Raw genomic sequence first — 25,111 nt, 5'->3', positions numbered from 1 at the left:
GTAAGAAAGCAGCCTGGGGAAATCAGACTTTAAGCACTATTTTGGCTCAAGGTTTTTAGATGGGACAGCCGTGACCATTTGTTGGTGATTTAAGGATTCAGAGTGATTAAATATGAAGTAACACTTTATGTTAGTAAGGAAATTTATACTGTATTTTTTCAATGGTTAAAGCATCATGCTGCCGAGATGTTGAAATATAAAGGATTTATCAGTGCAAAATTGTATCAGCAACTTGAGTGTGAAGATAATAACAAGGTATTCGTTGCCTGTTATAAACTTGAAACGCTAGAACATTTAAATGACTATTTGAAAAATCATGCACAGGCTATGCGTGAAGACGGCGTACGAAGGTTTGGAGATAAATTTAGCGCAACAAGACGAGTTTTAGCTTTAGAAGAAGCGTTAATTACTCATGCCCCACTTATTTAAAGGAGATGATTTTGTCATGGTATTTGTTGAGCTCACCAATTAATACAAAAGACCCAAAAACAATAACAAGATCATCAGTATGCGCATTTGCTGTGATGTAATCAAATGCAGCAAAAGCGTTATCAAAGAACATACTATTACTTGGAAAGAGTGTCTTTTTATAGCCATTAGTTAATGGCGTAAAGCGCGGATCAATTGTGTTTAAATCAGGAATAAGCCAGTGATCGATCAGATCATGTCCGCATTGTATGATGTTTACTATATCTTTATGTTGATTGGCGCTAAAAATAGCAAGCACGCGTGTTTTAGGTGTTTGTGTTAATAAGGATTTAATCTGATTGAAAAAGTGTTCTACAGCCTGTGGGTTATGCGCAACATCGGCAATGATTAGTGGTTTATATTGGATTGTCTGAAAGCGCCCAGCAATGCGATAAGCCGCTAAGTCATTAGGTAGTAAGAGCTTGCTGTCTAAGTGCTCAATGGCAGTTAATGCACAGTTAATGCTATTAGGATGAATAAAAGCATTATTTATATTCGAGTTATGCTCAGCGTAGATAACTTTAGCATTTATTTGAGTTAAGTAGCCCAAGGCATTTTTAGGAAGATTGTTACCAAGAATGATTGGTTTATGTGCTCTGGCAATATGTACTTTTTCAAGTGCGATTTCTTCTATTGTGTTACCAAGCATTTCACAATGATCTAATGCAACAGTGGTAATGATGGCAATATCTGCATCAAATAGATTGGCAGGATCCAATCTGCCGCCAACACCAACCTCAAGAATTACCCATTGTGGTTTTCGAGCTTGAATATAAATCCATGTGCTGACAAAGCTAATAAAGTGATAATGCAGTTTGATTTCAAGTTTTAAACATAGTGCATAAATTTGTTGTAAGTAATCCAGTAGGTCGTGATCATTAATGGGTTGTTGGTTGTAACTGATGCGCTCGTTAAAAAAACGAATATGTGGTGAGGTATGACACATATGATCAACAGCGTTATGCTGCAAAATATGTGACAAAATGGCAACGGTTGAGCCTTTGCCATTGGTGCCTGTTATGGTCATAATATGTGGCACATAGCTGATATTTAAGTGTTTAAAAAAAAGCCTTAAATCATTGAGTGTTGCTTGCGGAAAATCCAAAGAAGTAATTTGATCAATAGTTTGTTCAATGCGATGATAAAATTGAGCACCTAAAACCCAGTTGCGCACGCTTAACCTGCATGTGTATGCTGCGTTGGCAGCAATTTATCCAACAGTTGAGCAATATCTTGTGGTAAGTGATGACGGTGAACAATGCGATCAACCATGCCTTTTTCAAGCAAGAATTCACTGCGTTGGAAGCCTTCAGGCAGTTTCTCACGCACGGTTTGCTCGATGACTCGGGGACCGGCAAAACCAATGAGTGCATTAGGCTCAGCAATATGGATATCACCAAGCATTGCCAAAGAGGCAGAAACGCCACCAGTGGTTGGATCAGTTAATACGACGATATATGGCAGCTTATGTGCGGCTAATTTGGCAAGGGCTGCACTTGTTTTTGCCATTTGCATTAATGAAAAAAGTGACTCTTGCATGCGCGCACCACCGCTGGCAGTAAAGCAAATAAGTGGTTGTTTCTTTTCAATGGCAAGATCAACAGCACGTACAAATTTCTCACCAACAACGGAACCCATCGAACCGCCTAAGAAGCTAAAATCAAAAATAGCAGCAACAGCAGCTTTACCTTGAACTAAACCTTCAAACACTAAAAGGGCATCATTCTCTTTGGTTTTCTTTTGTGCTGCAGATAAGCGATCTTTATAGGATTTAGTGTCTTTGAATTTTAAAACATCTTTGGGTTTAACCTCATTGAAATACTCAACGGCAGTATCTTTATCAAAAAAATAGCTGGCACGTTGACGTGCATTTAGACGCATATGATGTTCGCAGTTAGAGCAAACGAGCATGTTTTCAACCAAATCGGGTAAATATAAAACGGCATTACAAGAAGGGCACTTGTGCCATACGCCTTCAGGCAACTCTTTCTTTTGTGAATCTGAGCCTAATTGTGGAATAATTTTCGTTAGCCAACTCATGGTGTGGTTTATTACCTTGATGCTTACACATAACGCATCATTTTATACTACAGTCATGCGAATTTACCAGTGTTTATTTAGTTTGAGGGTGGTTTTCTGTTACACTAGTGCCTCATTTTAGTATTTAGTTATAGAAAATATGAATAAAGCAAATAATCAATCAAAAAAGATCGTTCTAACAGGTATTACGCCATCAGGTACGCCGCATATTGGTAATTATATTGGTGCGATTAAACCTGCCCTTGAGATGGCAAAAAATCCTCAGTTTAATGCCTACTTTTTTATTGCCGATTATCACTCGCTCATTAAATTATGGGATAGTAAATTAAGACAGCAATATATCTATGAAATTGCAGCCACTTGGTTAGCTTTGGGGCTTGATCCGGAGCAAGTCATGTTTTATCGGCAGTCAGATATTCCTGAGATTATGGAGCTTAATTGGATTCTCACGTCAGTGACTGCCAAGGGGCTTTTAAATCGTGCGCATGCCTATAAGGCAGCAGTAGATACCAATATTGCTGAAGGTGAAACAGATGAAGAAGCAGGGATTACCATGGGGCTTTTCAATTACCCAATGTTGATGGCAGCGGATATTATTATGTTTAATGCGGATTTGGTGCCTGTTGGTAAAGACCAGATTCAGCATATTGAAATCGCGCGTGATATTGCTAATCGTTTAAACCATATCTATAAGTGCAATTTGCTTAAGGCACCGCAAGCAATGGTTGATCAAGAAACGCAAACCATTCCAGGTTTGGATGGGCGCAAGATGTCCAAAAGTTATAACAATACGATTCAGTTATTTGCACCAAGCAAGCAGTTAAGAAAACAAGTGATGAAGATCGTGACCAATTCACAATTGCCTGAAGAGCCAAAAGACACAACAGCGTGTACGGTGTTTGCATTGTATAAGCATTTTGCCAATGAATCTGAAGTGCTAGCATTAGCAGAACGTTATAAACAAGGTATTGGTTGGGGTGAGGCCAAACAAACATTATTTGAGAAGATGGATGAAGTATTGACGCCAATGCGCGAGAAGTATGACTATTTTTTAGCGAATAAGCATATTATTGATGAGCATTTAGCGCATGGTGCTAACAAAGCGCGTATTGAGGCAAAACAGTTACTGGACAAACTTAAGCAACAAATTGGTATGTGACTTACGATGCATTGTATTATTGCAAACTTTGGTGATGATAGTATTGCACTGATTCAGCATGCGTATGAGCTTGGGTTGGAAGATGTCGTTGTCTTGTCCGTTGATACCGGTTGGCAGGCGAGTGCCTGGCAAGCGCGTGTTGATAGCGCAAGGTCATGGGTTCAATCACTAGGCTTTCAATCAGTTCATTTGAAACCTGAGCATGATTTTAGCGCGCTTGTTAAAGCACGCAAGCAATTTCCATCACAACAGTTTCATTGGTGCGCAGGCTTTCTAAAGGGTATGGCAATTTTAAACTGGCTTGAGACGCATGATGAAGATCTTGAAGCCGTTGTGCTATTAGCAAATCGTCGCACGATGAGCAAAGCGCAAGCTGATTTGCCCGATGGCATTCTTGAATCTGAACGTTATGATGATCGAGAAGTACGTTATCTATTAGCTGATTGCGATGAAGATAGGCGTAATAGATTAATTGCTAAAACACCCTTTAAAATACCATTAAATCATCGATCCCTCGAGTGTCAGCCATGCATCCATTTAACTAAAAGAGATGTTGTCACTTTGTCAGCAGACGATATCAAACGCATGCTTGATCTCGAGCATGAGATTGAGCAGCCGATGTTTGATAAAAACTTTGTTGAGTATTTAAAGATGCTAGAAAAAAGCACAAACTATTATGATGAGTTTGCCAAGACTTGTAGTTGGGATTATGGCTGCGGGTTATAGTTTTACCATGCAGGAATTGCGGCATCATCAGGGTATAATTTCTCAGCAAGCTTTGCTACTTGTGGTGATTGATACGCTTTGACAAATTTTAGTAATAATGGATTATTTTTGTCATTATCGCGAACAACAATAATATTGGCAAAAGGAGAGTCTTTTGGCTCAACAAACAAGGCTTGTTTTAAGGTCAGATGTGCTTTAGGTAAAAAGTCATTATTAATCACTGCAAGGGTGACGCTATCTAGATTGTTAGGAATCTGATCTGCTTGTAGTGGAATGATTTGTAATTTAAGTGGATTATTAACGATGTCGTTTAATGTTGCCTTCCAAGTGACACCTGATTTTAATTTTATTAAACCAGCATCAGCCAAAATCATCAAAGCGCGCCCACGATTGGTAGGATCATTTGGAATGGCAACTTTAGCACCAATTGGTGTTTCTTTAAGCGATTTAACTTTAGTTGAGAAAATCCCCATCGGATAAATAAATGTCTTACCAATTTCCATGATTTTGTAGCCAAATTCTTTGATTTGGTTTTCTAAAAATGGAATATGTTGGAAAACATTGGCATCAATGTCGCCATTATTAAGTGCGCGATTCGGTAGATTATAATCACCAAAGGAAACAAGCTTAACATTAAGCCCGTATTCATCTTTGGCAACTTCCTGCGCCATTTGCATGATTTTTTGTTGTTCAGGCGATTGGGTATAACCGACGGTAATCATGTTGGTATTTTGACTTGCTTCATAGGTGTTATACGTTACTTGAGCTGCGGATCCTGCTACTAAAATAACGACCAATGCCCAAATGCTGGTGATTTTTTTGCTGCCACTGAGATACTTGCCATAGGATTGGCATAGTTGTACCAAGATGATTAATAGCACAACGCCACCGTAAAGCAGAAAGTAATTACCATTGTTATAGCCTTGGAAGTAGGTTAAGTCGCCTAAGCCTCCACCGCCAACGATACCTGCCATGGCTGAATAGCCAATAAGACCAATTGTCGTCAAGGTCGCAGCGTCCACTAATAACGTTTTGGCTTCAGGTAATAATACCTTAAAGATAATCTGCCACTTGGTGGCACCCATGGCATTAGCAGCTTCAATCAAACCCTTGTCAACTTCTGAGATTGCAGATTCCGCAAGACGTGCGTAGAAAGGTAAAGCAGCAATAGCAAGAGGGACAATCGATGCAGTGGTACCAATGGTCGTACCCACAAGAATCTTGGTCAGCGGATAAAGCAAAATCAGCAAGATAATATAAGGAATGGATCGGGTGACATTGACAATGAAACCGACGACCTGATTAAAAAGGCGTATACCAAGGTTCTTTTGATTGTGGGATAAGTGAAGTAGTACGCCCAAGATTAAACCACCAATAACCGCAATCACTGTTGCGATAAATACCATGTAAATGGTTTGCCATGTGGCAAGTGCTAGATTAGAAAGCATCGATTGCAGCATAACCGATCACCTCAATTTTGATTTGTTGTTGATGTAGAAAGCTTAATGCTTTTTCCCAGTATTCTTTTTCGCCAAGCATATGACAAATGGTGACCCCAACTGATTGTGCTTGAATGCGTTCAATGTTAGCTTGGATAATATTGCAAGCCACTTTGAATTTGCTGTTAAGCTCAGCAATAACCGGAGTGGTAATGCTGTCACCCAAAAAAGTCATTTTAATGACAGGGGTCAGATGTGGTGCTGCATATGGATCTTTATGCAATTTATCTTTTATTTCATCCGGTAGGTTTAAATGCATGCTTTTTTCAGTAAAGCTTTTGGCAATGGCTGTTTTTGGATTTAAAAATAGCTCAGTGACGGTTCCTGTTTCTTGAATCAATCCATCATCGATAATCGCCACCTGATCACATATTTTGCGAATCACATCCATCTCATGGGTGATCAAAATAATCGTCAGATTCAGTTTGTGATTAAGCTCTTTTAAGAGCTGCAATATCTGATCAGTGGTTTCAGGATCAAGAGCAGAGGTTGCCTCATCACACAGCAAAGCCACAGGGTTGCAAGCTAAGGCACGTGCGATAGCGACACGCTGCTTTTGTCCGCCACTTAATTCATCAGGATAGGCTTGTGCTTTTTGCTCCAATCCAACGAGGTTCAATAGCTCATTGACTTTAGTTTGGATTTTGGCTTTGCTGGCATGTTGTAACTCCAGCGGGAAAGCAATGTTATCAAATACCGTACGCGATGATAGTAAGTTAAAATGCTGGAAAATCATGCCGATTTTCTGGCGCGCCTTTCTTAGCTTGTCTTGTGAAAGCTTGGTAATATCTTCATCATTAATAAAAATATGACCTTCCGTTGGCTGTTCCAACAGGTTAATGCAGCGAATAAGCGTACTTTTGCCGGCGCCACTTTTGCCGATAATGCCAAAAATCTCACCATCTTTAATCGAAAGGTTGATATCCTTTAGGGCAATATGGCGAGTATGCTTTGATAGATACTCTTTTTTGAGGTTCTGAATCTCAATCATATTATTGTTTCCACTCTTTAAGTGCAGTAATGCATCAGAAAAAATATAGTAACAATATTTTCTATTGCTCGTAAATCACTTTGCGTAAGTTTCAGTGATTCAATTTAAACTGATGAAAAATAAATTCTTTGATTCGCTTTTAAAGCCCATGTGATAGAATTTTAGCTCTATTCTCTATCATAATGAGTTATTATAATGTTAGTTGCTGCTTTATTAAGTTTACTATTATTGCAATTGTTAGGATTGATGTTGCCAGGGCCTGATTTTTTTATGGTGCTTAGATCATCGATTCGTTATGGACGAAACCCTGCGGTCCTTGTCGCATTGGGTATTGCGACAGGGGTGCTATTTTATGCCACCCTTGTGGTGCTATTATTGGATTATCTGAGTGATAACTTCTTGATTATTGTACATTGGATTGCCTTGTTTGGAGGGTGTTATTTATTGTATATTGCTTATAATTGTTTCAAAGCATCTAAAGGTAAGCATTCATTAGATGCAAATACAGGTGAGATGGTTAAAATATCAAAACATCACCTATGGCTAACCGGTTTTTTGTGCAATTTATCTAACCCTAAAGTGATTGTATTCTTTGTCAGTTTATTGCCACTGTTTGTTTTGAAATCTTCAGCACTTTGGTATCACTTAAGCATATTGGTTGTGATGTTTTTAAGTACGTGGGCTTGGTTTAGTTTTGTTGCTTATGTCATGGGTTCACAGCGCGTTAGAAATGTTTTTGTTAAACACATGGCAAAGCTTGAAATAGTATTCTCAGTGGTTTTAACGATTTTTGCGCTATTTCTTATTTACTCATTTATCGGTGGCTTTTAGGTTCTGTTGCAAACTCATCCGCCTAAAAACATTTGCAACTTGACGATATGCCCATTTTAGGGTATTTTGTGGAAATATAATCAGAAGATAAGATTAACGTGTACGAATTAATTTTACTAAAAGACGCTGAGGAATGGCTTTTTAATTTGCCACTAGATCAGCAAGACGAAATGCTTATTTTGATTCGTATGCTTAGAAAATTAGGTTATGAATTGCAACAGCCTTTTACAAAATCCTTAACAGGTACAAAAGAAAAAATAAAAGAGCTACGTTGTAGACGTTTTGGCAACCGTCTTTATTACATGCATCACAACAATCAAATTTATGTTGGTTTACTTGGTGGTAATAAAGGAAGTCAAAAGCAGAATATTAAGAAAGCAGATAAACAAGCTAAAAAGATTAAAAAAGGCGAGGTTGATTTATGAGAAGCATAGACCAAATAATGCAAGAGAGATTAACAGCAAAGCAAATCAATAGCATAAATAAAGAAGCAGACAAACGCATAGACGAATATTTATTATTGAAGCAGTCAATTGCTAATGAGCTAAATAATTATATCGAAAGCAATCACTTAACTTTTAATGATGTCAAAAAGGGATTAGACACAAGTACATCACAAACGCAAAGAATTTTAAAAGGTGAATCTGGTTTCACATTAGAAACATTAATCAAAGTTGGTCGCTTTCTTGGAAAAAGTCCACGCATTATTTTTGAATAAAAAAATTGAAATAGTACAAGCAAAGTATTTAAGCTCTGTCGCAAACTCAATTGTTGATTGAGTGGTTATATTTAAACTTTAAAATTGGGTAATAGCCAATTTACATTTTGCAATATCTGCTGTTGATGAGATAAGATGTGGTGCCATTGGCTATGGCGTAACACAAATGATAAAAAATTAATGAGGTATGCATGTCACCAGAACATATTGCACTAATTCAACAATGGGGCTATTGGCTTATGTTTGGTGCGGCAATTATCGAAGGTGAAACCTTTTTAATACTAGGTGGCGTAGCTGCTGCGGCGGGCATGCTTGATTTAGGTTGGATTATTATTCTATCAATTATTGGTTGTTTGATTCATGATTGTTTTTTATTTTATTTGGGGCGCTATGTTGGTCCTAAGATTTTAAAGCGTAAACCCAATTGGCAACCGAAGATTGATCGCATTAGTTTGATGATCGATAAATATAACTTCTGGTTGATTCTGGGTTTTCGCTTTGCCTATGGCTTAAGAACGATTATCCCCTTTGCTTTAGGCATGAGCAAGATTAGTAATGTTAAGTTTATGATTTTTGATACCATTGGTGCCATTGTCTGGGTGTTGGTGTTTTTATTAGCAGGGTATTACTTTGGTAATGCACTTGAGATTATCTTGCACAAACTCTCACTCACACATTTAGTTAAAGAGTATTGGCATATTTCAATTATCGTTTTATTCTTGGTTATATTCACGGTGAGCTTTTTAGTGGTAAGGCTAAGAAAAAGGCGGGCGCGTAAGAAGCAAGAAAAGCAAAGTAAGCAATTAAACCTCGATATGGAAGTATAATATGGCAGTAGTTGAAATTACTCTAGAATCAAAGCAGGCAGCATTAGAAAGTTACTTACCCTTTGTTAAGCAAGGCGCTTTAACTGTTTATCATAATAATGCGCTTAATTTTGGGCAAGAGACCGAGCTGGTGGTGCGTTTGCCTGAGTTAAAGCAAGAGTTAACTTGTCAATCAAAAGTGATTTGGATCTCGGCAGATGACTATCAAAATGACAAAAAATATGGCTTTCAGTTATTAGGAGATGCCGGTTTTGAAGTCAATCAAATACTTGAGAATTATTTGGTTGGCATGATAAAGCATGATGAGTAGATAAGTATGGCAAAACCAAAATCAAGCTATGTTTGCCAGTCTTGTGGCGCAGTCTCACCTAAGTGGCAAGGGCAATGCCCTGATTGCTTAGAGTGGAATACCCTTGTTGAAACTCAAATAAGAGTCACCAAATCAACAATAAATAAAGTAGGATATGCTGCCACTGAAGCGAAAGTGCAAAAGCTCAATGAAGTGGCTTTAGCGGATTATCCGCGTATTCATAGTCCATTTACCGAGTTTGATCGGGTGATGGGTGGCGGTATTGTACCAGGATCAGTAATCTTAATCGGTGGCGATCCGGGTATTGGTAAATCGTCAATTCTCTTGCAGATTATGACGGTATTGTCTCAAACACATAATGCATTATATATCACAGGGGAAGAATCACTAGAGCAAGTGGCACTGCGCGCGCAACGTATGCAGTTGCCCAATGATAAATTGTTGTTGATGAGTGAAACTAATGTTGAAGCAATTTGTCAGTATATTGAGACACATCGACCGCAATTAGTCGTTGTTGACTCGATTCAAACGATGCAGATTGAGGTCTTACAATCAGCTGCTGGAGGTGTTGCTCAAGTGCGGGAATCAGCCAGCCTGTTAACGCAAACGGCCAAACGCTTGAATTGTACCATTTTCTTGGTGGGACATGTGACCAAATCCGGTGAAGTTGCGGGTCCTAGGGTGCTTGAACATATCGTTGACAGTGTGATCTTTATCGAAGGGCAAACCGATGGTCGTTATCGTATGGTAAGAGCGATGAAAAATCGCTTTGGTGCGGTAAACGAACTGGGTGTTTTTGCGATGACCGATAAGGGCATGCGTGAGGTTAAGAATCCGTCAGCAATCTTTCTTAATCGTGCTGAGGATGATATTTCAGGTAGTGTGATTATTGCGATATGGGAGGGCACACGCCCAATACTTGTCGAAGTTCAGGCATTGGTTAGTGAAAATGGCTATGCCCAGCCTAAGCGTTTAGCTTTGGGACTTGACCCTAATCGCTTAGCGATGCTATTGGCAATTATGCAGCGCCATTTAAGTGTGCAACTGAATGATCATGATGTATTTATCAATATTGTTGGAGGTATTAAGGTTAATGAGACCAGTATTGATCTTGCGATTATCGCGGTGATTCTCTCAAGCTTATATAACCGCTCCATTCCGAAAGACTGGATTATCTTAGGTGAAGTAGGGCTATCAGGTGAGATTCGTGCTATCCCCTATGGGCAGGAACGTCTAAGTGAAGCGCAAAAGCATGGTTTTAAGCAAGCGATTGTGCCGCAAGGCAATATGCCCAAAAAGGAGATTGGCATTCAAGTACAAGCCATCAAAAAGCTTGAGGAGTTAAAAGCATTGCTTTTATGATAAATAACTAAGACTAACTATTCACCCACAAGTGCTGACCGTACCCTGAGCGTAAGTCGAAGCGACGCACTGAGCATCAGTCGAAGTGGGTGAGCTTGGAAAATCACACTTTATAGAGGCTTCGACTTACGCTCAGCCAACGCTTACACAATCAAAGTGGGTTGGAAATAAATGGTAGAGTTTAGCGGATTTTCTTGTTAATCAGTTCAATCTGATAACCATTAGGGTCTTTGACAAAGGCGATGACACTGGTGCCACCTTTGACGGGACCTGCTTCTCGCGTGACTATTCCACCTTGCTGTTTAATTGCTTCACAGCTTTGATAAACATCATCGACCTCAATGCACAGATGTCCAAAAGCATTACCGTGATCGTAACTATCAGTATCCCAATTATAAGTAAGTTCAATGGCGGTAACGGCATTGATGTCATTGCCATAACCCATGAAAGCTAATGTATAGCGATAAGCCTCGTTATCCATCTTTTTAAGTAAATTCATGCCAAAAATATTTTGATAAAAATGAATGGATTCCTCGAGATTATTAACACGAATCATAATGTGAGCTAAGCGCATAGTGATATCCTTTGTTTTTTGTAATATGAAACTGTGAGGGATGTTAATAAAACAGCACGAGCATGACAAGGTAAATCATACCAATCTCAAAGCAATAAATTGTGTAATGGGTGATTGGGTTGTAGGTGATATTTGCAAGGTTCAATCATTCAAAAGTGCAAGAAATTCAATAGCAGAAATGCTGTAAACTCATTGGTGATGGGTATATAATGCACGGCATCATTGAGTAAAGGTAATATACATGCAAATTGTAGATGAAATCTGTTTGAAAGCATTAACAGACGTCGAAAATACAAAAAACAGACAAGATTTAGATCATATTCGCGTTCAGTACTTGGGTAAAAAAGGCGAATTAACGGGGATTATGAAGCAGCTAAGTAGTTTACCCAATGAAGAAAAACCCAAGCTTGGTCAAGCAGTCAACGAAGCGAAGAATAAATTGCAAATGGCAATTAACGCGCGTTTAGATGTGTTAAATGCAATTGAGTTAGCGCAGAAGTTAGCAGCTGAGAAAATTGATGTAACCCTTTCAGGTGTTGGACATGAGCAAGGTACATTGCATCCGGTTTCCACGAGCATGCAACGCATTGAAGATTTTTTTAGTAAGATGGGCTTTGCGATTGAATATGGACCAGAGGTTGAGGATGATTACCACAACTTTGAAGCGTTAAATATTCCTGATCACCATCCCGCGCGTGCGATGCATGATACGTTTTATTTCAACCCTAACACTGTTCTTAGAACGCATACATCAGGTGTGCAAATTAGGACGATGGAAAAACAACAACCACCGATTCGTATGATAGCCCCTGGGCGCGTTTATCGTTGTGATTCAGATATGACACATACACCGATGTTTCATCAGATCGAAGGTCTATGGATTGATGAAAAGGCATCATTTGCTGATCTGAAAGGTTTATTAAATGCCTTCTTAAATGCCTTTTTTGAGAAAGACTTAAAGATGCGTTTCCGTCCTTCCTATTTCCCGTTTACTGAGCCTTCAGCAGAAGCTGATATGGAGTGTGTGATGTGCGAAGGCAAGGGCTGTCGTGTATGCAAACAAACTGGTTGGCTTGAAGTATTAGGTTGCGGAATGGTGCATCCGAATGTGTTAAAAGCAGGTGGTATTGATAGTGAGAAATATCGCGGATTTGCTTTTGGTATGGGTGTTGAACGTCTGACTATGTTGCGTTATGGTATTAATGATCTACGTTTGTTTTTTGAGAATGATTTACGGTTTTTAAAACAGTTTTAAATTAGGTGTGTTTTTAAGGGTAGTTCGTGAATTACCCTTACGAAAATTTATGATATGTAGGGGCAACTCATGAACTGCTCTTACGGACAATTACGGCAATTTACGATATGTAGGGGCAATTCATGAATTGCCCTTGTAATGTATTTCCTTTGTGATGAATACATCAATGAATTAATTGCCCTGAATATGAAAATGACAGGATAATAAAATGAAATTTAGTCATCATTGGTTAGAAAATTATTTAGATAAAAATCTTGATGTAAATACGTTAAGTGAAAAGTTGACAACAGCAGGTCTAGAAGTTGATTCAATTGAGTCGGTTGCCCCGCCATTCACACAGGTTGTTGTTGGGCAAATTAAAAAAATTGATAAGCATCCAGATGCTGATAAATTAAATGTTTGTGAGGTTGATGTTGGCGATGATGAGCTTGTTACCATCGTCTGTGGTGCGCCAAATGTCTATGCAGGGATGAAAGCACCTGTTGCTAAAATTGGCGCATGTTTGCCCGGTGATTTTAAAATAAAGAAAAGTAAACTACGTGGTCAGCCATCGCATGGTATGATGTGCTCGCAAAAAGAGCTCGGGTTGAGCGATGAAAGCGAAGGCTTGATGGACTTGCCTGCTGATGCACCTATTGGTGTAGATATTCGTGAATATTTACAATTGGATGATCATATTGTTGAAGTGGATTTGACACCAAATCGCGCGGATTGTTTAAGTGTATATGGGGTGGCAAGAGAAGTCGCGGCCTTAACGGATGCTAAACTTAAACCACTTGATCATATTGAACTTGAGGTGACTAAAGGCGCACAAAAACAAGTTGTTTCACAGATGCCAGAGGCATGTCCTCGTTATTTTGGGCGCATGATTTATAATATTGATGCCAAAGTGCCTACACCTTTATGGATGAAAGAGCGTCTGCGTCGTTCAGGATTACGATCAATCTCAGCGATTGTTGATATTACCAATTATGTTTTACTAGAATTAGGTCAACCGCTACATGCATTTGATGCTGATAAACTTGGCAGCACTGTATATGCACGCATGGCAAAAGATAATGAAAAAATTACCTTATTAGATGAAACAGAAGTCAATCTCAAATCCAATACATTAGTGATTGCTGATGAAAATAATGCTTTAGCGATTGCCGGTGTGATGGGTGGGTTGGATTCATCGGTGACTGATAATACACAAAATATCTTTTTAGAAAGTGCTCACTTTGAGCCCAAGGCAATTGCCGGTAAGGCGCGTCAATATGGTTTGCACACAGATTCATCACATCGTTTTGAGCGTGGTGTTGATCCAAAGTTGTGTCAATATGCTATTGATTATGCCGCGCGTTTAATCATTGATATTGCCGGTGGTGAAGTGGGGGAGATCGTTAACGCAGATCACTATAATGAAACGACGACTGAAATTCCATTACGCTTAAATAAGCTAAACTCAATTCTCGGTATGGATTTTAGTGCAGTATTTGTTGAAGAACTCTTAACAGCGCTTAATATCACACTTGAACCAATTAAAAATGCTGGTCATGAGATTAAGTGGTTGGCGACTGCCCCAAGTTATCGCTTTGATATGGCAATTGAAGAGGATCTAATAGAAGAAGTCGGACGTGTCTATGGTTATCAGAATTTACCGATGACTTTACCTGAAGTGACATTATCGCAAAAACAAGTATCTGAGCATACCATCACTTTAAGCGCATTAAAAAATGCGTTAATTAATCGTGGCTATCATGAACTAATTAATTACAGCTTTATTGATCCTAAATTAGATGAATTGTTTTTTGATATGGCTGGATTAGCGTTGCAAAACCCTATATCACAGGATATGTCAATAATGCGTCAAGGCTTGATCCCAGGGCTTGTCGCGACATTTAAAGCTAATTTGAATCGTCAGCAATCGCGTATTCGTATTTTTGAAGAAGGTGTTTGTTTTCAACAAGCTGAAACATTAGCGCATGAATACTCATATTTTGCAGGCCTTGTTTATGGTGATATCAATCCGCTGAACTGGCAGGAAAAAACGGCAAGCGATTTTTATTCAGTCAAAGCAGATGTTGAAGCCGTATTGCAGCTAAATAAGAAAATAATTAATTATGTACCTTGTGAAGATATTGATTGGTTGCACCCAGGGCAATCAGCTTATATTTATCAAAATGGTGAAAAGATCGGTGTCATCGGTGTCTTGCATCCAAATGTTATGAAAGCATTGCAAATCAAAGGTAAATCACCGGTAGTATTTGAGCTGCAAACCAGTAAAATCTCAAACAAAGACGTTGCTAAATTTGTGTCTATCTCTAAGTACCCGTCGGTTTCACGTGATATTGCGGTTATCGTTGATTGCAATATCAGTGCGCAAAGCTTGATTGATGCCGTCAATAAAGCAGACGTGAATCTATTAAATCAAGTTGATTTATTTGATGTTTACCAAGGTGAAAACCTACCAGAGAACAAAAAGAGTATTGCTTTGAACCTAACATTCCAAGATAACACACAGACCTTAACGGATGAGCTTATGAATGATGCAATGACTAAGATTCTTAAGTCTTTAAAAGAAAATACTAATGCCAATCTTCGTGAGTAGTCTTTATGTTGGATATACAATTGGGCAAGAATCCCTAAGGGTTTTCATGAAAATATTCTAAAGAGCTATGCTATTTTGAAGTCTTTGAATTAAAGCTTTTGGGGCTATGACCATATTCCAGTCCACTTTGATTGTGCAAACGCTGGCTGAGCGTAAGTCGAAGCCTCTATGAAGTGTGATTTTTCCAAGCTTACCCACTTCGATTGATGCTCAGTGCATCGCTTCGACTTACGCTCAGGGTACGGTGAGCACTTGTGGGTGAATATTTATCTTAGCCGCTTTTTGTTTCTAGATACTGTGCCACAAGGGTTTTTGCCCATAAATAACTAAAGACACCAATATAAACACCACCTAAGACATCACTTAGATAATGTTGTGAGCTTAATATTCGGCTGATCGTGATAATAAGCGCGATGACAATGCATAACACCGTGAACTTTTTATTTTGTATCAAATACGCTAAGCCTAACAGTCCTGCAAATCCAAGGGTAGCGTGCCCTGACGGGAAGCTGTTAAATAAGCGTTTGTGTGACATCCAGTGAAAACCATATAAGCCATCGTGTAAGAATAGCTCAGGACGATAGCGTGCAAGTGTTACTTTCAGTACGGTTGCCGCAGCAATTGCGATAAATAAACTTATGATCCATACCAGTAAGCGAGGATTTAATTGACTACGTATTTTCTGCCAAATACAGGTAATTACAAGAATGATAAAAAGTACAAACCAATTATTAGGGTCAAAAATAACGGATAGGATATTTGAAAGTTTAATCAGGATATTGTGTTGAAGCTCTTCACTGATGGAAAGCACTAATAAACGATCAAGATAGAGATAGCTCAAGGCGCAAATAATAAAAGTGATGATGCCGTATAGTACGGTAGTTTGAATGAGTTTTTTAAAATGATTGGGCATGAAATATTGATCCCTTGTTAATATCGAAAAATCGTAACTTTTTTTGCTAAATAAATCAAAGCGTTAATAGGTGTTGTTTAGTATTTTCGCGTTTACTGCGAGGCATGGAGGCGGACGGCTCGGGCAAATTTATACCGCCGAGTCTGGCGATTCGATTTTGTATATGGATATACAAAATCTATTATGAGCGCCGAGATACAAGGCACCCTGTTATCAGCCAAAATAAATGACTGCTATATAAGCTAATGGCACTACCTTAAGAAGTCGCTTGTAAATAGAGGCTTCTCAACTAAGTTAAATTAACCATCCCTGATAAAATGGATTGCCACGCATCCATGCTCGCAATGACACCTTATGACTTGTTATCCTGAGCCACCTCTTTTCTTGTCATCCTGAGCCAGGATGGCGTAAGGATCCAATGCAAAGCTGCCATGGATGGTTATTGATCCTTTTAAAGGTAGTGCCATTATTATATAAGCCTAAGTAATTACAATATAATTTAATCTTATGTCTATAACGTACAATTTAATGAATACCAAACTATGTCAATAGGGTTTTATCAATTTTTTATTTTCTTATTTTATTTCTAAACCATTCTATTTAAAAGGTTTTCATGAGCCTATTTAAAACATTAATGACGATATATTTTTCTTAAATTGCATATTAAATGACATGTTGAGTTAACGCCGATACTATGGATAGCAAATAAGGCATCCTTATTTTAAAGGCTGATTTTAATACAGATTAAATTTATTGAAATCAGTATAACTTGTTATCAACCTAATAGGAGAAATACTATGAAAAAATTAATTATCGCAATCTCGGCTACTTCTGCTTTAGCAGGTTCTATGGCATATGCTGCATCATCAAGTGTTGATGTAACCATGGAAGTTAGCACAACAGCGGCTAAACTACTTATATCAAACACACCGGTGTCTTCATCGCTTCTTCAAGGGGAAACGGAGACAGTAACTGTACCAGGTTTGTCAATAACCGATGGTTCTGCCCCAGTAAATGGCTACAATGTTAGTATTCAACTAGCGGGTGGTTCTGTAGCAGATTTAAGCGCAGCAAAGGGAATTAAAGGTGCGCTTTTATATGCAAATGGTGATTATAATAACCCACAAGGTGCAGTTCAGTCATTGACTTTTAAGGATTCTACTGGTGGAGCGGTTGCCTTGACTGCAGGAGCTGGTAACTGTGATGTCGTGGATGCGGAAGGAAAAATTAACTTCTCAACTGTTGGCGGTACGGGTAATCAATGTTCATTTACTTTGACTCAAGCAGAGGCTGATAAGTTAACGAATTTGGCAACACCAGGTACAACAGAGTTTGAATTTGCTGCAGCGACAGATGCGCCAGAAGGTAACTATACCAATACATTCAATATCACTTTATCAACAACGCCATAGTTGATATTTGTAGATAAAAACAAAGGAGGTACTTATGAAAGGGACGAATTTGTTTTTAGTCAGCTTAAGCATGATCTCGATGGTTCATGCTGCCACTGAATCTTTTGAGATTGAGGTGGTGGTGGGAACCAAGCCTGTCAAGTTTGATATGACACATATTCCGCTGTCAGTCAGTACGTTGGCAGGTGAGACATCAATAAGCTATGAGCATATTGGGTTATCGGTTCATCATATTGATTCAGAGAAAGATTATTCTTTTGATATCACAACAGAAGGTTCATCAATCGGTCAGGTGGGCAATCTGCAAGGTGTTCACCTGATTGGACGAAATACCAATGAAAAAAGTGTGGCATTGAAGTCAATTTTACTCAAGTCAGCAGATGGGCAACCAATTAATATTAAAACAACGACGCATAACTGTCGCTTACAAGGCAGTGCACTTTACTTTGGTACCGAAAGCAATGCTAATCTGTGTGTGATTGAAATAGATGGACAAAATTTATCACGCATTGATGTCAGTAAGTCAAGCGCTTTAGGAAGCACGGTATTCAATTTTAATATTGCTGAAGATGCTAAGCAAGATAGTTATGTTACACAGCTCAATATCAAGATGGAGCAGAGTATGTAACTCCAGTTGCTTAGCAATTTAACATATAAATAGGGTGATAAAGGCTTTAAATGCGATAGGTCAAGCGTAAATCATAATGAGAATGTATGCTTATAGCACTAAGTCCTAATACCCAACATAACCCACACAGGAGGATATAAATGAAAAGGTTACAATTTATTTTATTCTCACTCGTGTTGTGGGGATATGCGATGGCTGAAGAAGCTATATTAGACTTAACGGCAACGATTGAAAATAAAAATGCAAAGTTTATTTTAACTGAAGAACCCATTGTGGTTGATATTTTTAAAGGGACACCAGACTATGAAAAATCAGTTGCAGGTTTAAAAACAACTGAAGTCAGTCCAGATAAACAATATCGATTAGTGATTAAATCCACCAGTGGTATAGGCAGCGATGCTATGAGTGGTTTGCAAGGGATCTATTTGAAAAAAGATGGCTCCATTGGTGCGGTGATTAAATCGATGACTTTTCTATATGCAGATGAGACAACACCGGTCAATATTGTTCAAGCTATGGTGAACTGTCAAATCAATGGTAATGAAGTGGTTTTTGGGCAAGCGCAAGAGCAGTTTCCATGCATTTTAACCTTGGAAGGTAGTCAACTGACGCCATTAATGACAGATAATGGTGTTACAAAAATGAAATTTGCATCTGCTGACAATGCCCAAGCAGGTACTTATAGCACCACCTTGGAACTTGAGTTATCCGAGGTGCCCTAATGTTTTTTACGCGCTTTAATATCAGTTTGTTTTTATTGCTCGTATCGGTCAGTAGTCACGGTGCACAACTACCGATAACGATTATTAATGCTGATAAATTATCAAAAAATGCGTTACCAATGGCAATGAATTTTGGTGGCGTTGATGTGACCTTAGAAAAGGGCAATAGCAATATTGAATCATCGCCTGCAAATTATTCATTTAGCAATATTGATGAGCAAAAACGTTACCAACTGCAGTTTCAAACAGGTGCACTGGTTTCTATTAATGCCGATGATCGAGCATATACAGGTATCGCACTTGAGCATCAAACCACAAAAGCGCAATCGGTTGTTGTTAATAATTTGCGTTTTGTTAATCAAGCAGGTCAAGGGTTAATGCCGTTAGATATTAGACAAGGTAATTGTTACGCACTACCTGATGGGCAAATTGATTTTGACAGGTCGGGGAGTGAAGAGACATGTACGGTTCAATATGAAGGAACACAGCTAGTCAATATAACCTCATCAACTCCTGGCAAAGTTAGTGGCTACTTTTCAGCAGATACTTTGGCAGAGGCTGGCGTTTATAACAAGCAAATGAAAATTACGATTAGTGAGGCGATATGATCAAAGTGACATCTTTATTTCACACGCTATTCACGCTATTAATATTTTCATTTTCTTTCGGCTATGCTGCTGCAGATAAATATATCACACGTGCTGGAAGCAATGCGATTACCTTAGATATCGGGGATAAACCGGTAGGGTTTTATCAAATTAATAACATAGTCATTGATAATCCAAACTTTAGTGTTTCAGCGATTAATAATTGTGAATTTTTAGAAAAGCAATGCATCATTGATATTGATGTGGCAGCAGAAGCAGCGAGTCAATCGGCTAATTTAACTTATCAACTGACTGATCTACTTACAGGACAGCTAAGTCAAGAGTCGATGACGTTGGAAACTGCACCGGTGATGAATCATATTTCAAGTGCTAATGCTTATTATGATTATAGTACCGAGCATTATTTAGTGGCGCGTGGCAATCAGGTGACTTTTGATATTGAGGTGATCGGTGGATTTCCTTGGGTTGATGCAGATATTTCGATATCTAATACAGAAGCTGTAGAGATTCTGGAGCATAACTGCACAGGAACCATTGAGGTTAAGCAATCTTGTCAGGTGATCGCTCGGGTAAGTGATACAACCGAGGCTTTGTATGCCGATTTAAATATCATTAATAGTTTCCCGTCACACAAAACACTTGAAATTGAAAATGGTTTACTAAGTCGAGTAACTCAGTTATCAACGGGCATGCTAAAAATTGATTTTATTGCTTTGCAAGATGTTCAAGGGATCAATCTGATAGGATTAAATGATGATAAATGGTCAGTCAATACCAATATTGCTAACGGCTGTGCCGTGAGTGGTGGAATGGCGCTAAATGCAGGTGAAAGTTGCTCGATACAATTGTTACAGCATCCCGTTTACCGCTATTTCACAACGGGAACTTACCCAAAAGAAATGACGATCCCAACCTCCATTGGTGATTTCTCAATGACCGTTAATTTGGAAGGGCAATTAGCCATCCCCGATAAAACAACAAATCAGTTGTTTATGTACAAGGTTAATGGTAATGAATTAAGCTTTGAGCGGGAGATTCCACTTAGCGTGCCGGTTGGGCATATGCTGGCAAACCCTTTTGGTTATTTATATGTTACCGATGCCGATAATGGCGATATATATCGCTATAATCTACTGCACGATAACATAGAGAAAGTCTATAACAGCGAAGGTGCGCATGGTATCAGTAGTTTGGTATTAAGAGAAAGTATTTTTCTTAATAACGCTTATAATCTTCATGTTATCTATGAAGATGGCACATTATTGCAGTTACGTGAGAGTATTCATTTTGATGCGCCTGAGATCAGCACCTACAATTTGGGCTATGCAGATAGCTTTTATCATGTTTCACGAAGCAATCAAAGTAATAATACTGTGTACCTAACGAGATCCAGCATGACTGGAATGGCGGCGATTCAAACGATTAATTTAACGAGTCCGCTAGTTACGACAACGGATGATCAGATAGCAACAAATCTTATTGGTGCTTCATCGATTTTTCGCTCAAACAACAGATACTTCGGGCTTGATTCAGATAGTAGGTACTATAGGAGGAGTAGTATTACTTTGGGTCGCGGAAGACAGTTGGATTTTGCCTCAGATCACTCAAAAGATATACAGTTAGGATTAGACGTCGCTAGTGGGTTGGATGTATTGATTGCACCTGCCAAGGGCGGTGGCATTATGACCTTTGATAAAAATGCTAGCCAACCTAGTTGGCAGAGAAATAGAAATGCAAAAGAAAAAGATGATTTTGGTGATACAACGGCTATTTTGCCTAGTGATAATTATAAAGTCTTTGCGTTTAGTCGCTCTGAAATAACTGAGGCGGTGAGTGTTTTTGAATGTAGATATACTGGAACCTGTATCTATAAAGCGAGCTATAAATCAATGGATGGATTTAAGATGCCCGCTGATGCCAATGATGAGGCAATGACGGTGATTCAATTTTTATCCGCAACACAATTAAGACCAGTAGTCTAGGAAGAAGGAGGCAAAAGAAATGTTAAAATATAAATGCTTAACCCAGTGCTTAGCAATAGCGCTTTTTAGCAGTTTCAATGTCAATGTTTATGCTGAAGACTTTTATTTTACTCAACCAGGTATACAGAAAATTATACTTAAGCATGGAGAGTTTTCTGGTATTTCTAATATTAATATCAGCAATTCAGCGCATTTTGAATTAAGTCATAGTGATTGCGATCCGGTGTATAATCCGGGAGGAAGTTGCGCGATTGATATACAGATCAATGAAACAGCAGCAGCAAATATGGCAACTTTAAATTACCAAGTGACTGATCTAATCAGTGGTGAGGTAGCGTCTATATCAAAAACACTTGAAGCAGCACCGGTCATGTACCAATTGCAAAGCGCTGAGGTTGAATATAATGAAGAAAGTAACCGATACCGACTTGCCTCAGGTGATAATCATTTTACACTTAAAGTGATTGGTGGCTTTAACTGGTACAATCCCGCAATTGATGTGAATACCGATGTTGCTGATGTCAGTGGCGATTGCACTGGCACGATCAACCGAGGGGATGTTTGTCATTTGATCTTGACGCCTAGAGCTGATGCCAATGATTTGCAAGGAAGGGTAGATTCATCTAACGCGATAACCTATCAGCCAATTGATGTTGAGGTTGTCAATGAAATAAATGAGCCAGAAATCCTCAAAATAGCACCGGCATTAACGCGCATCAAACTATCAGCCAGTCAAGGCAAAGTCGAAAATATAGATATCAGTGAATTTATGACTTCTGATTTTATCGAATTTAGTACTGAGTTGAGTACATGTATGCCTGATGAATATTATACGATCAATTTAAATGATGGTGATTCTTGTTATTTTTTTATACATCAAAAACCGGCGACCTTTGAGCGATCTATTGGTGAGTATGTTGAGCGTCTCGCGATAAAAACCCCAGCAAAAAGCCATATTACGGAGATGCGTTATAATGGCTATTTGTTATTAGGTGATAATGATGGACAATCAGGCGGAGTAGATGCCAGAGCAACTGTTTTTCTTTACAATGCCGTTGATGGTGAAATTAATTATGTGACTGAAAAAATGCTCAATGAGATTATCGAAGGGGAAACCATTAGAGAAATTAACCAAATGACGGCAAATCTTTATGGTGAATTTTATTTTTCAAATAATCAAGGATCAACAAAAAACTTATATCGTGTTAATTTAGAGGACAATAGTTTTCATAAGTTAACTAAAGATGCAGGATCTGATTTTTGGGGTGTTGCTACTGCCACTTCGCATCATACGATCAATAATCGTCCCGCTCTATCGACATTCTTTCTTTCAACAAAAGGCTTAGTTATCCAAGAATATCGTTATCTTAATACGAACAAAGACGGATTATTAGACTCAGAGAGTGAGCTTGATTTAGAGGGGGATGACTTTTACGCTGCGGGTTTTTCAGCCTATCACAATACCTTTTATGCAGTTGAAGATGGTGAAGGCAATCAACCAGCTCAATTTGCTGTTGTCGATATCGCTTCAACCAATAGAATTTCAAGCGGTCAAAAAACAATTCAAGATAGCAATGGAAATGGACAGACCAATTTTATTACATTATTCGATCCAAGTTTGGGGTATGAAAATGGTGTAATGATGGCATCTGAAGATACCAAGTATTCATCAAGAAAGTTATTCTATAATACTGATAGTGATTTACCAAAAAGCACATGGCAGGCAATAAGCTCACCAAACGCATCACAGTTGGGTTCAGGTCAAATTGCATTAACACAAGTAACCACAGATCATATGGCTATTGGTGGGTTAAGTGGGCGTGTATGGCTATATAACCGATCATTAAACTCCTCAGAATATGGTTATTATGCGGCGTTAACGAATACGCAAACGCTGATTGCAGCAAACTTCAAAGGTCTCCAAAATCAAGGTGTGATTGCTTATAATGAAGATTTTGGTTTGGCACTATTTGAACGCCAAGGAGATGATTTAGCACATAGAAGTAATTACACTTTAAGCTCACAATTACCGAAAAAGGGCAATAAAAACCAAATGGTGGTAACCGCTGAAATTGAATTTAGTGCATTTAATGATGCGTCACGCTATGTATTTATTACTAAAGAACTTGGCAATGGTAATTTATCAAGTTGGGCGGATGCCGCCGGTGAAACGGGTATACTTGCTGCTAATAAAATTTGCCAAGCAGATGCCAGTCGTAGAGGGTTGTCAGGTACTTATCATGCATGGCTAAGTGACGAGAGTATTAATGCCGTGGATAATGTCAAATCACATCCTGAAATTGTTTACTATAACTTAGATGACTCTATTTTTGCCTATAGTCATAAGCTGATTACGGATCCAACATCCGTTAAGATTGAAAACGCGATACCACAAGATATTCCACAAACTGATATGTGGACTGGCACAAGAGCGCTAGGTACCTTGCGCACACCTAATTGCAATAATTGGACGAGTGATAGCAGCTCCAATCAAGGTAATTATGGCGATATTGTTTTATATGACTGGACCCCATCGAAATGGACAGAGTTTGCCGCACAAAGTTGTGGTAATGTGGCTAAGCTATATTGTTTTGAGGTTTGACAAAATAAATAATATGGCTAAATTATTCGATTAGTATGTTGCTTTATGTTAGCACTTAATCGATATGCTTCGGATCACAACTGTGAAGTTAATATGGGGAAGGTCTACCCTAAGCAAGATTAATGCTTGTTGAAAAAAAACAGTTACAGACTAACAAACATCCATTAATTGTTTCATTTCTGTTACCCAAGGAAACCTAGTTGAAACTGATTTTAATGCCTGTAAATGATAAATTATATCTCAACAGTAAGGGCAGTAAACATTTAAATAACACGCTCTTATCAGTTAAAAATAAAACAACTAAGAGGAAACAGTAAATGAAAAAGACATTAATGACATTAGCTTCTTTATTATCACTTTCAGCGGCATCTCAGGTATATGCGGTAAATACATCTGATTGGGTTATTTTAAAAAATAGCACTGAATTTGATATTAGTCTAAAGGATGGTGCGGCTATAAAGACTTGTAGCTATGCAGATGAGTTGAGAGCTGCGCATGGTACGTTAAAAGCTGGACAATCAGCGATACTTGATTGCTCTTCAACTGTAGTAAATGATACCAATATTGTATTTCATCTTTTAGGTGACTTTGGATATATTGATTTTTTATATACAAACCCAAGATATGGCGACATTAAATTATATGGTCATAGTGGTCACTCTAAAAATTATACTAATAATGAGTTGGATTGGGGGTATTTGATTAGTTATAGTTACACATCTGATCCTCTTGATTTATATTATAATTGGTATAGTAATCAAGGCAATGGCTTAAATCATGTTACAGCAATAGCCAATGAGTATGTCAATGATAATAATATCAAATGTCAACTAACTTTTCCGGTCACGACAACTAACTTTGCCGATTTTATCGAAAAAAATTATCTCTTCATAC

The 25,111-nt window shown here is 38.4% G+C and carries 24 protein-coding genes; 18 read left to right on the top strand and 6 right to left on the bottom strand.

The features are described 5' to 3' along the window. Positions 1-102 precede the first annotated feature (102 nt). A complete protein-coding gene (locus tag ACTS4L_RS09575) occupies positions 103-429 on the top strand; it encodes a DUF4286 family protein (RefSeq protein ID WP_440617436.1) in 327 nt (108 codons plus the stop codon). Here the strand turns inward: ACTS4L_RS09575 and ACTS4L_RS09570 are convergent. Together ACTS4L_RS09570 and accD are read right to left on the bottom strand one after the other, a co-directional pair. After that, entirely contained in the window at positions 422-1,642 is a 1,221-nt protein-coding gene (locus tag ACTS4L_RS09570; protein WP_440617434.1) for a bifunctional folylpolyglutamate synthase/dihydrofolate synthase, read from the bottom strand. The two genes, ACTS4L_RS09575 and ACTS4L_RS09570, sit on opposite strands and share 8 nt — an antisense overlap. 2 nt (positions 1,643-1,644) lie before the next feature. After that, positions 1,645-2,508: an acetyl-CoA carboxylase, carboxyltransferase subunit beta gene (gene accD, locus ACTS4L_RS09565; protein WP_440617432.1), complete on the bottom strand. Its 864-nt coding sequence runs from the start codon at positions 2,506-2,508 to the stop codon at positions 1,645-1,647. 139 nt (positions 2,509-2,647) lie between these two features. Here accD and ACTS4L_RS09560 point away from each other — a divergent pair, with 139 nt between their 5' ends. Together ACTS4L_RS09560 and ACTS4L_RS09555 are read left to right on the top strand one after the other, a co-directional pair. After that, positions 2,648-3,667, top strand: coding sequence for a tryptophan--tRNA ligase (locus ACTS4L_RS09560; protein ID WP_440617431.1), 1,020 nt, complete (start codon positions 2,648-2,650; stop codon positions 3,665-3,667). Between the two features lie 6 nt (positions 3,668-3,673). Continuing rightward, a complete protein-coding gene (locus tag ACTS4L_RS09555; protein WP_440617430.1) occupies positions 3,674-4,393 on the top strand; it encodes a hypothetical protein in 720 nt (239 codons plus the stop codon). A gap of 2 nt (positions 4,394-4,395) precedes the next feature. On the opposite strand, the gene ACTS4L_RS09550 is transcribed toward ACTS4L_RS09555, so the two are convergent. Both ACTS4L_RS09550 and ACTS4L_RS09545 read right to left on the bottom strand, forming a co-directional pair. Then, positions 4,396-5,853 carry a MetQ/NlpA family ABC transporter substrate-binding protein gene (locus ACTS4L_RS09550; RefSeq protein WP_440617428.1) on the bottom strand — a complete coding sequence of 486 codons (1,458 nt, stop codon included), beginning with the start codon at positions 5,851-5,853 and terminating at the stop codon, positions 4,396-4,398. Beyond that, on the bottom strand, positions 5,831-6,883 hold the full coding sequence (locus ACTS4L_RS09545; RefSeq protein WP_440617427.1) for a methionine ABC transporter ATP-binding protein: 1,053 nt from the start codon (positions 6,881-6,883) through the stop codon (positions 5,831-5,833). Before ACTS4L_RS09545 ends, ACTS4L_RS09550 begins: the two co-directional genes overlap by 23 nt. A gap of 195 nt (positions 6,884-7,078) precedes the next feature. On the opposite strand from ACTS4L_RS09545, the gene ACTS4L_RS09540 reads away from it, so the two are divergent. The 6 genes from ACTS4L_RS09540 to radA all read left to right on the top strand — a co-directional run bounded on the left by ACTS4L_RS09540 (position 7,079) and on the right by radA (position 10,931). After that, positions 7,079-7,714 (top strand): LysE family translocator, encoded by a 636-nt coding sequence (locus ACTS4L_RS09540; RefSeq protein ID WP_440617426.1) that lies wholly within the window; start codon positions 7,079-7,081, stop codon positions 7,712-7,714. Between the two features lie 98 nt (positions 7,715-7,812). Further along, a complete protein-coding gene (locus ACTS4L_RS09535; protein WP_440617424.1) occupies positions 7,813-8,139 on the top strand; it encodes a type II toxin-antitoxin system RelE/ParE family toxin in 327 nt (108 codons plus the stop codon). Continuing rightward, positions 8,136-8,432, top strand: a complete 297-nt coding sequence (locus ACTS4L_RS09530) for a hypothetical protein (protein ID WP_440617422.1) — start codon at positions 8,136-8,138, stop codon at positions 8,430-8,432. The genes ACTS4L_RS09535 and ACTS4L_RS09530 overlap by 4 nt, the downstream gene beginning before the upstream one ends. 191 nt (positions 8,433-8,623) lie before the next feature. Further along, positions 8,624-9,259, top strand: a complete 636-nt coding sequence (locus ACTS4L_RS09525; protein WP_440617420.1) for a DedA family protein — start codon at positions 8,624-8,626, stop codon at positions 9,257-9,259. Between the two features lies 1 nt (position 9,260). Then, entirely contained in the window at positions 9,261-9,569 is a 309-nt protein-coding gene (locus tag ACTS4L_RS09520; protein WP_440617418.1) for a PilZ domain-containing protein, read from the top strand. Between the two features lie 6 nt (positions 9,570-9,575). Continuing rightward, positions 9,576-10,931: a DNA repair protein RadA gene (radA, locus tag ACTS4L_RS09515; RefSeq protein WP_440617417.1), complete on the top strand. Its 1,356-nt coding sequence runs from the start codon at positions 9,576-9,578 to the stop codon at positions 10,929-10,931. Between the two features lie 181 nt (positions 10,932-11,112). On the opposite strand, the gene gloA is transcribed toward radA, so the two are convergent. After that, on the bottom strand, positions 11,113-11,505 hold the full coding sequence (gene gloA, locus ACTS4L_RS09510; RefSeq protein WP_440617416.1) for a lactoylglutathione lyase: 393 nt from the start codon (positions 11,503-11,505) through the stop codon (positions 11,113-11,115). A 241-nt stretch (positions 11,506-11,746) separates the two neighbouring features. Here gloA and pheS point away from each other — a divergent pair, with 241 nt between their 5' ends. Beyond that, positions 11,747-12,760 (top strand): phenylalanine--tRNA ligase subunit alpha, encoded by a 1,014-nt coding sequence (gene pheS, locus ACTS4L_RS09505; protein ID WP_440617414.1) that lies wholly within the window; start codon positions 11,747-11,749, stop codon positions 12,758-12,760. Positions 12,761-12,968: 208 nt separating this feature from the next. Next, complete coding sequence (gene pheT / locus ACTS4L_RS09500) at positions 12,969-15,350, top strand: phenylalanine--tRNA ligase subunit beta (protein WP_440617412.1); 2,382 nt, start codon at positions 12,969-12,971, stop codon at positions 15,348-15,350. A gap of 271 nt (positions 15,351-15,621) precedes the next feature. Here the strand turns inward: pheT and ACTS4L_RS09495 are convergent, their stop codons facing one another. Continuing rightward, positions 15,622-16,263, bottom strand: coding sequence for a phosphatase PAP2 family protein (locus ACTS4L_RS09495; RefSeq protein WP_440617410.1), 642 nt, complete (start codon positions 16,261-16,263; stop codon positions 15,622-15,624). A gap of 797 nt (positions 16,264-17,060) precedes the next feature. On the opposite strand from ACTS4L_RS09495, the gene ACTS4L_RS09490 reads away from it, so the two are divergent. The 7 genes from ACTS4L_RS09490 to ACTS4L_RS09460 form a co-directional block, all read left to right on the top strand. Next, complete coding sequence (locus ACTS4L_RS09490; RefSeq protein WP_440617409.1) at positions 17,061-17,675, top strand: hypothetical protein; 615 nt, start codon at positions 17,061-17,063, stop codon at positions 17,673-17,675. Positions 17,676-17,709: 34 nt separating this feature from the next. After that, entirely contained in the window at positions 17,710-18,303 is a 594-nt protein-coding gene (locus tag ACTS4L_RS09485; protein WP_440617408.1) for a hypothetical protein, read from the top strand. Positions 18,304-18,443: 140 nt separating this feature from the next. Further along, complete coding sequence (locus tag ACTS4L_RS09480) at positions 18,444-19,025, top strand: hypothetical protein (RefSeq protein ID WP_440617407.1); 582 nt, start codon at positions 18,444-18,446, stop codon at positions 19,023-19,025. Beyond that, positions 19,025-19,633, top strand: coding sequence for a hypothetical protein (locus ACTS4L_RS09475; RefSeq protein WP_440617406.1), 609 nt, complete (start codon positions 19,025-19,027; stop codon positions 19,631-19,633). Before ACTS4L_RS09480 ends, ACTS4L_RS09475 begins: the two co-directional genes overlap by 1 nt. Continuing rightward, positions 19,630-21,615 (top strand): hypothetical protein, encoded by a 1,986-nt coding sequence (locus ACTS4L_RS09470; RefSeq protein ID WP_440617405.1) that lies wholly within the window; start codon positions 19,630-19,632, stop codon positions 21,613-21,615. The genes ACTS4L_RS09475 and ACTS4L_RS09470 overlap by 4 nt, the downstream gene beginning before the upstream one ends. A 19-nt stretch (positions 21,616-21,634) precedes the next feature. Continuing rightward, the gene (locus tag ACTS4L_RS09465) at positions 21,635-24,217 is read left to right on the top strand and encodes a hypothetical protein (protein WP_440617403.1); all 2,583 of its coding nucleotides are present in this window, start codon (positions 21,635-21,637) and stop codon (positions 24,215-24,217) included. Positions 24,218-24,534: 317 nt separating this feature from the next. Further along, positions 24,535-25,111, top strand: a 577-nt coding sequence (locus ACTS4L_RS09460; protein ID WP_440651976.1) for a hypothetical protein, incomplete at its 3' end; no start/stop codon positions are given.

Source organism: Cysteiniphilum sp. 19S12-1, assembly GCF_052030685.1.
Taxonomy (GTDB): Bacteria; Pseudomonadota; Gammaproteobacteria; order Francisellales; family Francisellaceae; genus Caedibacter.
The sequence above is the reverse complement of the archived record's forward strand: the minus strand, read 5'-3'. Positions and strand labels throughout refer to the sequence as shown.